This window comes from Bradyrhizobium sp. CB82, from assembly GCF_029714405.1.
Lineage (GTDB): Bacteria > Pseudomonadota > Alphaproteobacteria > Rhizobiales > Xanthobacteraceae > Bradyrhizobium.
The window spans coordinates 9,193,668-9,206,185 of sequence record NZ_CP121650.1 but is presented as its reverse complement, the minus strand read 5'-3'; the positions used below and the strand labels follow the sequence as shown (position 1 = coordinate 9,206,185).

Genomic DNA, 12,518 nt, shown 5'->3' with positions numbered 1-12,518 from the left:
GCGTCAATGGCACTTGCGAAACTTGCGCGCGTCGCATTCTCGCTTTGTGCGCGACGTGTCAGGCTTTGGGAATGCGGCATTGCATGATGCAATGGACGCCGCTCTTCAGGTAGGAGATTTCAGTCTTGCCGTCGAAGGCGAGAAGCGCCGATTTCAACAGCTTGGTGCCGAAGCCCGGCGCCGAAACCTTGTCGACGCTCGGTCCTTCGGTTTCGTCCCAGGTGATGGTGAGACGGTCGTCAGAGACGGTCCACGACACCTGCAACAGGCCGCGCGGTGCGGAGAAGGCGCCGTATTTGCTCGCATTGGTGGCGAGCTCGTGGAACATCAGCGACAGCGTCACCGCGAGCTTCGCCGGCAGGAACAGCCGCTCGCCGTTCAGCGTGAAGCGGACATGGCCGTAGGGACCGAGCTCGGAGATCAGGAGGTCGCGGATGTCGCAGCCTGAATTGTCGACCCGCGCGATCAGATCGTCGGTTGCCGCAAGCGAGCGCAGCCGCGGATCGACGCGGGCCCAGACCTGCGGCTGGTCATGCAGCACCTGATGCAGGACCGCGTGCACGGTGGACAGCTTGTTCTTGAGCCGGTGTTGCAATTCGTCGACCAGGAGCTTGCGATACTCCTCTTCCTCGATCAGGCGCTTGGAAATCCGCCGCTGCTCGATCAGCAGCGAGCGATAGTGCTCGACGCCCCAAATCGTGAGCGCGCTGACGGCCCAGTATAGCACCAAGAGAACGAAGCGCGCGCGGTCGGCATGCACATCACCGAAATTCAGGCTGACGCCGAGCACGCCGCCGAGCAGCGCCGTGACGACGCCGATGCGCAGGCCGCCGAATGCGGCGGCAAAGAACACGGCCGGAAAATACGGCGTGAAGAAGATGTCCGGCCGCACCTGGGCGAGGCCCCAGCGCACCAGCGTCGCGAGCACGAGACAGATGGTCGCAAAGCCGACGCTGAGCGCCAGCGAAGGCGACGAGATGCCGAGCCAGCCTTTCCGGAATTCCTCGACCAGTTTCACCATCTGCCGTTCAACCGCAAAGCAACTCGAAAGGCCGGCTGCAAATGAAAGCGATGCGCGGGCCGCCTGCGCAAGCATAGCTTGCCTCGGCATTGGCAGGCGGGAATTTTGGCCGTTGGAACGACGGCGCCGCGCGATGCCGGCCGGTTGGCCTTAAATCATTCGAAAACAGGAACATCCCATGGGCAGGCTGGACGGCAAGGTTGCGGTGATCAGAGAGCGGAATCGGTTTGCGGACAGCGGAAGTCTTCGTTGCCGAAGGTGCCAAAATTGTGATCGCGGGGCGGCATATACCGGAAGGCGAGGCGGGTAAGGGGCTTCCGCATTCTCCGTCATTGCGAGGAGCGAAGCGACGAAGCAATCCAGACTGTCTCCGCGGCAAGAGCCTGGATTGCTTCGCTGCGCTCGCAATGACGGGATGTGGCGCTCACACCGCCTTCACCACCACGCGCAGTCCGTCGCGCGGCTTCGGGATCGGCCACATCTGCCAGTCCGGCTTGTAGCCGGGCTCGAGCGACACCTCGAGATTCTGCAAAAAGTGCCGCGCAAAGCATTTCGCCTGCATGTAGGCGAAGTGCAGGCCAAGGCACATATGCGCGCCACCGCCAAAGGGTATCCAGGCGAAGCGGTGGCGGTTGCGCTGCGCCTCTTCGGTGAAGCGCATGGGATCGAAATGATCCGGCTCCGGCCAGATGTCCTTCATGTGATGGGTGTAGAGCGGATTGACGCCGACCGCCGTGCCGGCCGGAATCGTAAACCCCTTGAACGTGAAGTCGCGCATCGCGCGGCGCGGCATGGACGGCACCGGCGGCTTGATCCGCAGCGCCTCCTTGAACGCCATCTCCGATAGCGGCATCTTTTCGAGGGCGTCAAAGCTCGTCGGCGCGTCGGTCGACAGCTTGAGCGCCTCGTCGCGCAGCCTGCTTTGCCAGTCCGGATGGGCCGCGAGCTCGCCGATGAAGGACGTCAGCGACGAGGTCAGCGTGTCATGCGCGGCCATCATCAAAAAGCTCATGTGGTCGATGATGTCCTGCTCGGAGAGCAGCGCGCCGTCCTCATGGGTGGCGTGGCAGAGCTGCGAGAACAGGTCCTCGCCGCCCTGTTTCGCGCGGCGCAGCGGAATCTGCTCCCTGAAATAGGCGACGATGCGCTTGCGCCCATTGACGCCGCGCGCCATCTGCGTGCCCGGCAGGGGACGGCGGATCGGGGTGACGGCGGCGGCCACCATGTCGACGAATGCGCGGTTGATCTCGTCGACCTCCGGCCCGATGTCGGCGCCGAGGAACGACGTCGCAGCGAGATCGAGCGTGAGCTGCTTCATGGCAGGATAAAGCTGCATCACCCCTCGCTTGGCCTTCCACTGCGCGACTCGCGCCGAGATGCCCCGGTCGAGATCGGTGAGATAGGACTTCATCGGCCCGGACTTGAAGGCGACCGACAGCGCCTTGCGGTGCAGCCGGTGCTCGTCGAAATCGAGCAGCATCAGGCCGCGCGGAAACAACAGGCCGAGCACCTTGTTCCAGCCATGGGTCGAGGAGAACAGCTTGTGCTGGTCGAACAGCACGAGCTCGTTCGCCTCCGGCCCGAGCAGCACGATATTGGTCTCGCCAAAAATGTGGGTGCGATAGACGGGACCATATTTCGCCCCGTTTTCTTCGACATGGCCCTTGGGGTCGGCCAGCACCTGGAACGTCTTGCCGATGATCGGCCAGCCCTCGTCACCGGGGATATGCTTGAGCTCGTTGCGCCTGGGCGCGGTCCAGCTGATGGCAGGCGAGGCCACACTCTGCATCGACATGGCGTTGGCTCCGGTTATTGAACGAACGGGGTCACGCGACCACGCGCCCGGCCGATGTCGACAGCATAGCACAGTTGGAGCGGAAATGATGCGACGGCACTCGCAAGCAGATGCCGGACGCAGGCCTCAGGCCTGCCGCTTCGCCGCCTCCTTCTGCAAATCCGGCGCGTTGACGGCGGGTATCGCGACGCGGCCGGGGCCGGTCTGCTTCAGGGCCTCGGCGGCCTTTTCGTTCTCCATGATCTTGGCCATCACCGCCTGTCCCGCGCGCTCGAAGACCGCGCGGTTCTCGATCACGAATTTTTGCGACCTGCGAAGTCCGTCGATATAGCCGTTGATCTCGGGCACAACATAGCGCGCGACCATGTCCCAGCTCCGGCGCGTGGCTTCCGGATTGGCCCAGTCGTGCACGAAGCCGATGATGGCGCCGATGCCGCCGGACACCTCCATCACGTTCTTGATGGATCTGACGAGATCGTCGGGTGTGCCGATGGTCGAGGCCGCGCCGTCGACGAAGGCGGTCTTGTCCACGGCCTCGTCGGGCGAGGCGAACGCGGTCAGGCCCGGCCGCTGCAGCGTGCCGACATTATATTCGTTGTGCCAGCGCATCAGTCCGGCTCCCGCCTCGCGGCGCGCCTGCTCTCGGGTCTCGGCGATGTGCCAGGTCAGCAGCACCCGCCAGTCGGCGCGGCTGACCTTGGTGCCGTGCTTCCTGGCGGCATCCTCGGCGAATTCCCATTGTTGCCGTAGCGACATCAGGCCCTGCGTCGTCATCGAGCCCAGCGAGATGATGCCGATGCCGTATTTGCCGGCGAGCGTCATGCCGGACGGCGAGATCTGCGAGGCCACCACGAACGGCATCTCCTCCTGGAGCGGCAGGAGCTGGAGCGCGGCGTCGTTCATGGTGAACCAGTCGCTTTTGGCGGTGACGCGCTCGCCATTGAAGAGGCGGCGGATGATGGCGATCGCCTCGTCCTGGCGGTCGCGCTGCGTCATCGGATCGATGCCGAGCGTATGCGCGTCCGAGGCGAGCGCGCCGGGGCCGGAGCCGAAGATCGCGCGTCCGCCGGTCATGTGGTCGAGCTGCACCATGCGCTGCGCCACGTTGAAGGGATGGTGATAGGGCAGCGAGACGACGCCGGTGCCGAGCCTGATGCGCTTGGTGCGCTCACCGGCTGCTGCCAGGAACATCTCCGGCGAGGCAATCATCTCCCAGCCGGAGGAATGATGTTCGCCGCACCAGAACTCGTCATAGCCGAGCGCATCGAGCTGCTCGACCAGGTCGAGATCGCGCCGGAACTGGAGCGTCGGATGCTCCCCGATCGGGTGATGCGGGGCAAGGAAGGCCCCGAACTTCAGGCGCGCCATGGCGTTCTCTCCGCTGAATTTTCTGTTCGTTGAGGCAGCGAGGCTAAGTGCTCGCGCTTGCGAAGGCAATCGCGCCGTCTCCCGCGCGGCGGAATGAAGCCATGTGTCTCTCGTCTCCCTCTCCCCGTCCTTACGGGGAGAGGGAGGGGTGAGGGGCTTTCTCCGCCATCACGGTGCTAGACGGACTCGCGGAAACTCCCCCTCACCCGGATCGCATCTTGCGATGCGATCCGGCCTCTCCCCGCAAGCGGGGCGAGGCAATCCTACCTCTGAGGTAATCGCGGCGGCGCATCCGATCTGAAACCATCCAGACCGAGTTCGAAAGAGGTCCGCGCCAAATGCATCAGATCGTCGCAAAACAGCTGGATTCAACCCGCCGCTGGTGGGTGCTGGCGATCGTGGTGGCCGCGCAGTTCATGTTCGGCGTCGATGCCTTCGTGGTCAACGTCGCCATTCCCACCATCGCGGTCGATCTGCATGCGACACCGACGCAGATCGAATCCGTCATTGCGATCTACCTGATCGCCTATGCGACGCTGGTGGTCACGGGCGGCCGGCTCGGCGACATCCATGGCACGAAGAACGTCTTCCTGGCCGGTGTCGCCGGTTTCACGCTGACGTCGCTGTGGTGCGGACTCGCGCAATCAGGCTTCGAGCTGATCACCGCGCGGCTCGCGCAAGGCGCAACCGCGGCGCTGATGGTGCCGCAAGTATTGGCGACGCTGCATCTGCTGTTCACCGACGAGTCGCGCAGCCGCGCCTTCGCCATCTACGGCATCGTGCTGGGACTGGCCGGTGCAGCCGGCTTCCTGCTCGGCGGCCTGCTCGTGACGATCGATCTCGCCCACGCCGGCTGGCGCGCGGTGTTCTTCGTCAACGTGCCGTTCGGCCTCGTCATCGTCGCCGCCGCGATGCGCATCATGCCACGGGTGCCGCGACGCGCCGGTACGCGGCTCGATGTCGCCGGCAGTTTTGTCCTGTTCGCGGGCCTGTTGTGCCTGATCGGGCCGCTGCTGTTCGGCCATGATGCCGGCTGGGCTCCGTGGCTGTGGGGCGTGATGGCCATCGGCGTCGCTGTACTCGCGGCCTTCCTGCGCCTCGAGCACGCGGTGGCGCGGCGCGGCGGCATGCCGCTGATCGATCTTGCGCTGTTGTCGGATGCCGCTTTCCTGCGCGGACTTGGCGCGGCGTTGTTTTTCTTTCTCGCCAATCTGTCCTTCTACCTGATCATGACGCTGTTCATGCAAAAGGGGTTGAAGATCCCGCCGCTCGCGGCCGGCAGCGCCTTCATTCCGCTTGCGCTCGCCTTCGTGGTGGCGTCACGCCACAGCGGCGCGCGGGCGCGGCATCGCGGCACCAAGGTGCTGATCGAGGGCTGCGCGCTTCAGATCGCGGGCCTTGCCGCGCTGGCGCTCCTTGCCTTCTCCGCCGATGCGCCGGCGCCGATTTCGCTCGCGCTCAGCATGATCATCTTCGGCTACGGCCAGGGCCTCGTGATGGCGCCGCTCTCGGGCGCGGTGCTCTCGACGGTGAAGCCTGTCGCAGCTGGCTCCGCATCCGGCATGTACGGCACGACCATACAGATCGGCAATGCAGCCGGTGTCGCCGCCATCGGCGCTCTCTATTTCGCGGTCGAATCCATGCACTCAACACGTGCAGCGTTCTTCGTCGCACTCGCCTCGTTTGCGACGTTAATCATGATCTGCGTCTCATTTCTGACATGGATGCGTCGTGCACATGCTCGAAGTTGAGGCATTTCGGGGAATCCCGGTGGATTCCCGGGTGACCGAACGGCACACACACTTTTTATTTTGCGCCGCAGCAACTATTTGCTTTGGGGTGAAGTTGGAAGTCGCCCCATCAGGAGCTGTCGGTGTCGTTAACCAGGAATGTCGATCTCTTAAGACGTCTGCCAAAGCTGAATGCTCTGCACCTTGCCGAAACGGCACGCGGCGCGGGCGAGCTCAGCCCACTCGCGGAAGTCGCCGGATTCGGCTCCAATCCCGGAAACCTGCGCATGTTCGCGTTCGTGCCGGCGCAATTGCAGCAGCCGCGCGCGCTCGTCGTCGTGCTGCATGGCTGCGGACAGACCGCGGCGGCCTACGATCTCGGTGCCGGATGGTCGACGCTTGCAAAGCACTACGGCTTCGCGCTGTTGATGCCGGAGCAGCAGCGCGCCAACAACGCCAACACCTGCTTCAACTGGTTCAGTCCGGAAGATACTGCACGTGACAGCGGCGAGCCGTGCTCGATCCGCGAGATGATCGCGCACATGGTCACGACGCACGGCATCGATGCGCGCCGCATCTTCATCACCGGTCTCTCCGCCGGGGGCGGCATGACCTCGGTGATGCTCGCGACCTATCCGGAAGTTTTTGCAGCCGGCGCGGTCATCGCGGGACTGCCCTACGGCGTGGCGTCGAATCTGCGCCAGGCGCTCGACGGCATGTTTCATTCGCCCGAGCGTCCCGCGCGCGAGCTCGGCGATCTCGTGCGCAAGGCGTCCGACCATCGCGGTCCCTGGCCGAAGATTTCGGTCTGGCACGGCAGCGCCGATCGCACCGTCAATCCCGGCAATGCCGATGAGATCGTCAAGCAGTGGCTCGACCTGCATGGCCTGCCGCTGACGCCGATGGCGGAGACCGTCGTCGACGGCTATCCGCGCCAGGCCTGGTGGAATGCGGACGGCGAGACCATCGTCGAATCCTTCGCCATCACCGATATGGCGCACGGCACGCCGCTCGGCGTCGCCGACAACGATCACCGCTACGGCATGGAAGGCGCCTTCCTGATCGAGGCCGGCATCTCGTCGTCGTACCACATCGCAAAGTTCTTCGGCCTGACCGACTGGATCCGCAGCCTCGCGCCGGCGAAGCCGGCGCTGTCGCCCGCGCCGCATCTTGCAAGGTCGATCCGTGCCGCCGTCGCCGAGCCGCAACCGAACGCCAAGCTCAAGGCCAAGCCCAACGGCAAGTCCAGCGCCAAGCCCAGCAAGAAGGCCAAGCGTGGCCTCGACATCAGCGCCGTCATCACACGCGCCCTGACGGCGGCGGGGCTGATGAAGTAATCAAGAGCACGACGAGATCGAGTGCAGCCGGCTGCGCGGTTTCACCTCGCCCTATGGGAGAGGTGAAGTAGCGTCGATCAGCTCGATCGGCGTCACCGTGACCTCGCCGCCGGCGACCTTTCGTGTCATCTCGGTAGAGTGCTTGAAGACGTCGCGCGATTGCAGCGTCTTCAAGGGCATGAGCTTCGTGCCCGTGATATCAGCGGTCCATGATTGGAGCGAGAAGCATTTGAGCGATCCGGCGGCGTTGGCGGACGCCGCCGAGTAATGGCGTTACAGCTCGCCGGTGATGAACGGATTGGTCATCCGCTCATGGCCGATGCGCGAGCCCGCGCCATGGCCGCAGATGAAGCCGACGTCGTCGCCGAGCGGCAGGAGCTTCGTCTTGATCGAGGTGATCAGCGTTGCGTGGCTGCCGCCGGGCAGGTCGGTGCGGCCGACCGAACCTGCGAACAGGACGTCGCCGACATGGGCAAAGCGCAGCTCCTTGTTGAAGAACACGACGCTGCCGGGCGAGTGGCCGGGGCAGTGCAGGATGTCGAAGGAGAGATCGCCGATCGAGACGGTGTCACCTTCCTCCAGCCAGCGGTCCGGCGCGAAATTGCGCACGCCGGTCATGCCGAAGCGCGCGCCGCTCTCGACGACATTGTCGAGCAGGAACTTGTCGGCGACGTGCGGCCCTTCGATCGGCACCTTCAGCGCGTCGCGCAGGTCGGCGGCGCCGCCGACGTGGTCGATATGGCCGTGCGTCAGCCAGATCTTCTCCACGGTCACGCCGGTCTGGCCGATCGCGTCCAAAATTTTTGGAACGTCCCCGCCGGGATCGATCACCACCGCCTTCTTGCTGGGCTCGTCCCAGATGATGGTGCAGTTCTGCTCGAACAGCGTCACGGGTACGATGATCGCGCCCGCTTTCGCCGCTTGGGATTGTTCGGTTTGCTCGGTCATGGCCTCACAATGCCGATTTTTGGCGGCCCGCCAAGCAAAAGATTCGTTTCCTTGGGCGCTGGAACAAGCGCTTGCGCGGTCACACGGACGTCTCAAAGGCCTGCTGGTCTGAACCTTAGGCGATGCCGGCGCGTTGCTTGGCGCGAGCAGATTTCAGGGTGGCGATTCCGGCATGGCAGAGAACGACGAGAACTGGTGGCGCGACGGCATCTTCTATCAGATCTACCCGCGCTCGTTTCTGGACACCGACGGCGACGGGGTCGGCGATCTCGCCGGCATCCTCCGGCGCCTCTCTTACGTGAAATCGCTCGGCATCGACGCCATCTGGCTGTCGCCGGTCTTCCGCTCGCCGATGGCCGATTTCGGCTACGACATCTCCGATTACACCGGCATCGATCCCCTGTTCGGCACCATGGAGGATTTCGATGCGCTGTTGCAGGCCACCCATGAGAGCGGGTTGAAGCTGATCCTCGATCTCGTGCCGAACCACACCTCCGACCAGCATCCCTGGTTCATCGCCAGCCGCTCCTCGCGCGACAACCCGAAGCGCGACTGGTACATCTGGCGCCATGGCCGGCCCGACGGCGGCCCGCCGAACAACTGGCTGTCCGAGTTCGGCGGCAGTGCGTGGGCGTATGACGAAGCGACCGGTCAATATTACTACCACGCCTTCCTCGCCCGGCAGCCGGACCTCAACTGGCGCAATCCCGAAGTCCGCGAGGCCATGTACGACGTGATGCGGTTCTGGCTGGCGAAGGGCGTCGACGGCTTCCGCGTCGACGTCATCTGGCACCTGATCAAGGACGCGGAATTTCGCGACAACCCGCCGAACCCGCATTACGTCGAGGGGCGGCCACCGAACGAAAAGATCCTCACGCAATACTCGACCGATCAGCCGGAGGTGCATGACGTCATCGCCGAGATGCGGCGCGTCACCGATGCGTATCGCGCGCGCGTGCTGATCGGCGAGATCTATCTTCCGCTGCATCGCCTGATGGCGTATTACGGCAACGATCTCGCCGGCGCGCAGATGCCATTCAACTTTGCGCTGCTCTCGACCTTCTGGAGCGCGCGCTCGATCGAGAAGATCATCGAGGACTATGAGAAGGCGCTGCCGAAGGGCGCCTGGCCGAACTGGGTGCTCGGCAATCACGATCGGCCGCGGGTCGCGAGCCGCGTCGGGCCGGAGCAGGCGCGGGTGGCCGCCATGCTGCTGCTGACACTGCGCGGCACGCCGACGCTGTATTACGGCGACGAGATCGGGATGCACCAGGTCGCGATCGCGCCCGAGGACGTCCGCGATCCCTTCGAGAAGAACGTGCCCGGAATCGGCGTCGGCCGCGACGGCTGCCGCACCCCAATGCAATGGGATTCTTCGAATTTTGGCGGCTTCTCGGAGGTCACGCCGTGGCTGCCGCTGCCGGATATCCATGTTCATGAGAACGTGGTCAATCTGGAAGCCGACAAATTCTCGATCCTCAATCTCTACAAGCGCCTGATCGCCTTGCGGAAGGCGCATCCGCCGCTGGTCGCAGGCGACTATCATCCGATCGCCGCGCAAGGCGACCTCCTGATCTATCGCCGGCAGGCCGGCGACGACGCGCTGGTTGTGGTGCTCAATCTCGGCCCCGACCCCGTCGCCGTCACCACCAGCGCCATCCGCTTCGGCAGCGCGATCCTGCTCTCGACTTTCCTCGACCGCGAGCGCGAAGAACTCGAAGGCGTTCTGGACCTGCGCGGCAACGAAGGCGTGGTGATCGGACCGGCGCGTTAACTCCGTCGTCCCGGGGGCGCCCCCGGAATGACGGTCACCGTGCACGCGCATTCTTCCGCATCGACTTGGTATCGATATCGCTGCGCTTCAGGAGATAGTCGAGCCCGCCGACGCGGTACCAGCGATAGCCGTAGGGCTCGAGCACGACGCGGTGCCGGCCGCGCTTGTCGGCGCGGCTGTGATCTTCCGCCAAGAGGTTGATCAGGAGCCGTCCGTGTCCTTCCGGCAGCCTCGTCGAGAACGCGATCTCGCGCGGCTTCTCATCGAGATTGTGGATGAACAGCACCGAATTGTTGCGCCAGTCATAGCGGATGATGAAGACTGCCGGATCCTGCACGGCGATGACCTCAAAGTCGCCCCAGCCGACCTCCGGCACCTCCTTGCGCATGCGGATGATGCGCTCGGTCCAGTTCAGCATCGAGTTCGGATCGCGCCGCTGCTTGGCGACGTTGACATGTCCAAAGCCATACGGTCCTTCGTCGATCACCGGCGAGACCGGCTTGTTGCTGTCGGTGAAGCCGCCATGCGGTTCGGTCGACCATTGCATCGGCGTGCGCGCGCAGTCACGCTCGGGCAGCGACAGGTCGTCGCCCATCGCGATCTCGTCGCCATAACGGATCACCGGCGTCCCCGGCAGCGTGCACATCAGGCTATAGGCAAGCTCAAGCCGGCGGCGGTCGCCGCCGAGCATCGGTGCGAGCCGCCGGCGGATGCCGCGGTCGTACAACTGCATGTCCTTGTCCGGCCCGAAGCATCTGAAGACGACGTCGCGCTGGGCCTTCGTCAGGCGTCCGAGATCGAGCTCGTCATGATTGCGCAAGAACATGCCCCATTGGGCGGACGCCGGCCGCGGCTTGGTCACCTTCAGCGCCTTGGCGAGCGCGCGCGAATCGGCCGAGGCCAGCGCATAGAACATGTGCTGGTTGACCTGGAAATTGAACATCATGTGCATCCGGTCGCCGTCGCGGCCGAAATATTCCATGTCGGTCTTGGGCAGTACATTGGCTTCCGCAAGGATGATCGCGTCGCCCTCGCGCCATTGCAGGAATTCGCGGAACGAGCGCAGCATGTCGTACTGCTCCGTCGGCGTCTTGACCCTTGGCCCCTTGGTGGCGATCACGAACGGCACGGCATCCATTCGAAAGCCGGAGACGCCGAGCTGGATCCAGAAGCCCATGATCTTCAGGAGCTCGGCCTGCACGTGCGGGTTCGAGGTGTTGAGATCGGGCTGGAAATCGTAGAACCGGTGGAAATACCAGGCGCCCGCTTCCTTGTCGCGCGTCCAGGTCGATTTCTGCACGCCCGGAAACACGACGCCCTTGGCTGCGTTCGCAGGCTTCTTGTCGGACCACACATACCAGTCGCGATGGGGCGAGTCCTTCGAGCTGCGCGCGTCCTTGAACCAGGGATGCTGGTCCGAGGTGTGGTTGACGACGAGATCGATGATGACGCGGATGCCGCGCTGCTTGCAGCCGTGGGTGAACTCGACGAAGTCGCCGAGCGTGCCGTAGCGCGGATCGACACCGTAATAGTCCGATATGTCGTAGCCGCCATCGCGGTGAGGCGAGGGCTGAAACGGCATCAGCCAGATCGCGGTGATGCCGAGGCCGTGCAGATAGTCGAGCCGCCGCAACAACCCCTTGAAGTCGCCGACGCCGTCGCCGTTGGCGTCCATGTAGGTGGCAACGGAGAGGCAGTAGATGACGCCGTTCTTGTACCAGAGGTCGTCGATCATCTGGGCACTGCCTCTCTCCCGTCCACCCGTCGGCTGCCAGATAAGTGTTGGGAAGAGGCGAGGTTCCCGACGCAAGGTTTGCTGTCGTCGGGGCGCGCGAAGCGCGAGCCCGGGAATGACGGCTGAGAATAGCGCTGCGGCTCGCCTCCATCGAACGGTGTGCGCACTTCGGGGAATCGGCTAGACTTGCCACATGGACAACGCCGCCCGCCACATCGCGCTCGTGCCGCCGACCGACGGCCGCCAATCTCAGACGGCGCTCGCGGTCGCGCGCGGCACGGCGCGGCTGTTGCGCTCGCTCGGCTTCTCCTGCATCAGCGAATTGCCGCTGCCGTCGGGCCGCCGTGCCGATCTCGTCGCGCTGAACGAGCGCGGCGAGATCTGGATCGTCGAGATCAAATCATCGGTCGAGGATCTGCGCGCGGACCAGAAATGGCACGAATACCGCGCCCATTGCGACCGGCTGTTCTTCGCCTTCACGCAGGACCTGCCTTGCGAGATCTTTCCGGAAGGCACCGGCCTGATCATCGCGGATGCCTATGGCGCGCATCTCCACTGCGAGGCGCCCGAGCACAAGCTGCCGGCCCCGACCCGCAAACAGATGACGGTGCGTTTTGCGATGGCCGCCGCGCTCCGGATCAACCGGCTGGTCGATCCGCAGGGCCATGCAGATTTCTGGGAGTAGCTGGGAAACAGCCAGACCCTCATCCTGACGAGCGCGCTCTTGCGCGCGTCTCGAAGGATGAAGGCCGAGCTGCTATAGCCGGGCCATCATGGTTCGAGACGGCGCTGACGCGCCTCCTCACCATG

Annotated in this window: 10 protein-coding genes and 1 pseudogene; 5 read left to right on the top strand and 6 right to left on the bottom strand. The window is 64.4% G+C overall.

Going from position 1 to position 12,518, the window contains the following annotated elements; genetic code table 11:
* Positions 1 to 58: 58 nt before the first annotated feature.
* Complete coding sequence (locus QA640_RS43565; RefSeq protein WP_283038739.1) at positions 59 to 1,021, bottom strand: sensor histidine kinase; 963 nt, start codon at positions 1,019 to 1,021, stop codon at positions 59 to 61.
* Between the two features lie 178 nt (positions 1,022 to 1,199).
* Here QA640_RS43565 and QA640_RS43560 point away from each other — a divergent pair.
* Positions 1,200 to 1,326, top strand: a pseudogene (locus tag QA640_RS43560) (2,5-dichloro-2,5-cyclohexadiene-1,4-diol dehydrogenase); the annotation flags it as partial.
* 119 nt (positions 1,327 to 1,445) lie between these two features.
* On the opposite strand, the gene QA640_RS43555 reads toward QA640_RS43560, so the two are convergent.
* Positions 1,446 to 2,816 carry a cytochrome P450 gene (locus QA640_RS43555; protein ID WP_283038738.1) on the bottom strand — a complete coding sequence of 457 codons (1,371 nt, stop codon included), beginning with the start codon at positions 2,814 to 2,816 and terminating at the stop codon, positions 1,446 to 1,448.
* Between the two features lie 126 nt (positions 2,817 to 2,942).
* Positions 2,943 to 4,184, bottom strand: coding sequence for an LLM class flavin-dependent oxidoreductase (locus tag QA640_RS43550; RefSeq protein ID WP_283038737.1), 1,242 nt, complete (start codon positions 4,182 to 4,184; stop codon positions 2,943 to 2,945).
* Positions 4,185 to 4,522: 338 nt separating this feature from the next.
* Between QA640_RS43550 and QA640_RS43545 the strand changes: the two genes are divergently transcribed.
* Both QA640_RS43545 and QA640_RS43540 read left to right on the top strand, forming a co-directional pair.
* The gene (locus QA640_RS43545; RefSeq protein WP_283038736.1) at positions 4,523 to 5,935 is read left to right on the top strand and encodes an MFS transporter; all 1,413 of its coding nucleotides are present in this window, start codon (positions 4,523 to 4,525) and stop codon (positions 5,933 to 5,935) included.
* Between the two features lie 122 nt (positions 5,936 to 6,057).
* The gene (locus tag QA640_RS43540) at positions 6,058 to 7,251 is read left to right on the top strand and encodes a PHB depolymerase family esterase (RefSeq protein WP_283038735.1); all 1,194 of its coding nucleotides are present in this window, start codon (positions 6,058 to 6,060) and stop codon (positions 7,249 to 7,251) included.
* A 51-nt stretch (positions 7,252 to 7,302) separates the two neighbouring features.
* On the opposite strand, the gene QA640_RS43535 is transcribed toward QA640_RS43540, so the two are convergent.
* Positions 7,303 to 7,431 carry a hypothetical protein gene (locus QA640_RS43535; RefSeq protein ID WP_283038734.1) on the bottom strand — a complete coding sequence of 43 codons (129 nt, stop codon included), beginning with the start codon at positions 7,429 to 7,431 and terminating at the stop codon, positions 7,303 to 7,305.
* A 93-nt stretch (positions 7,432 to 7,524) separates the two neighbouring features.
* Positions 7,525 to 8,199: an MBL fold metallo-hydrolase gene (locus QA640_RS43530; RefSeq protein WP_283038733.1), complete on the bottom strand. Its 675-nt coding sequence runs from the start codon at positions 8,197 to 8,199 to the stop codon at positions 7,525 to 7,527.
* Between the two features lie 172 nt (positions 8,200 to 8,371).
* Here QA640_RS43530 and QA640_RS43525 point away from each other — a divergent pair, with 172 nt between their 5' ends.
* Positions 8,372 to 9,973, top strand: coding sequence for an alpha-amylase family glycosyl hydrolase (locus QA640_RS43525; protein WP_283038732.1), 1,602 nt, complete (start codon positions 8,372 to 8,374; stop codon positions 9,971 to 9,973).
* A 34-nt stretch (positions 9,974 to 10,007) separates the two neighbouring features.
* On the opposite strand, the gene QA640_RS43520 is transcribed toward QA640_RS43525, so the two are convergent.
* Positions 10,008 to 11,708 (bottom strand): alpha-amylase family protein, encoded by a 1,701-nt coding sequence (locus tag QA640_RS43520; RefSeq protein WP_283038731.1) that lies wholly within the window; start codon positions 11,706 to 11,708, stop codon positions 10,008 to 10,010.
* 193 nt (positions 11,709 to 11,901) lie between these two features.
* On the opposite strand from QA640_RS43520, the gene QA640_RS43515 reads away from it, so the two are divergent.
* Complete coding sequence (locus QA640_RS43515; protein WP_283038730.1) at positions 11,902 to 12,393, top strand: MmcB family DNA repair protein; 492 nt, start codon at positions 11,902 to 11,904, stop codon at positions 12,391 to 12,393.
* The last annotated feature ends 125 nt before the right edge of the window (positions 12,394 to 12,518 follow it).

Excerpts from the sequence above, each read along its gene's own strand:
- QA640_RS43565 (WP_283038739.1), bottom strand. The coding sequence starts at position 1,021 with ATGGTGAAACTGGTCGAGGAATTCCGGAAAGGCTGGCTCGGCATCTCG.
- QA640_RS43555 (WP_283038738.1), bottom strand. The coding sequence starts at position 2,816 with ATGTCGATGCAGAGTGTGGCCTCGCCTGCCATCAGCTGGACCGCGCCC.
- QA640_RS43550 (WP_283038737.1), bottom strand. The coding sequence starts at position 4,184 with ATGGCGCGCCTGAAGTTCGGGGCCTTCCTTGCCCCGCATCACCCGATC.
- QA640_RS43545 (WP_283038736.1), top strand. The coding sequence starts at position 4,523 with ATGCATCAGATCGTCGCAAAACAGCTGGATTCAACCCGCCGCTGGTGG.
- QA640_RS43535 (WP_283038734.1), bottom strand. The coding sequence starts at position 7,431 with ATGCCCTTGAAGACGCTGCAATCGCGCGACGTCTTCAAGCACTCTACC.
- QA640_RS43530 (WP_283038733.1), bottom strand. The coding sequence starts at position 8,199 with ATGACCGAGCAAACCGAACAATCCCAAGCGGCGAAAGCGGGCGCGATC.
- QA640_RS43525 (WP_283038732.1), top strand. The coding sequence starts at position 8,372 with ATGGCAGAGAACGACGAGAACTGGTGGCGCGACGGCATCTTCTATCAG.
- QA640_RS43520 (WP_283038731.1), bottom strand. The coding sequence starts at position 11,708 with ATGATCGACGACCTCTGGTACAAGAACGGCGTCATCTACTGCCTCTCC.
- QA640_RS43515 (WP_283038730.1), top strand. The coding sequence starts at position 11,902 with ATGGACAACGCCGCCCGCCACATCGCGCTCGTGCCGCCGACCGACGGC.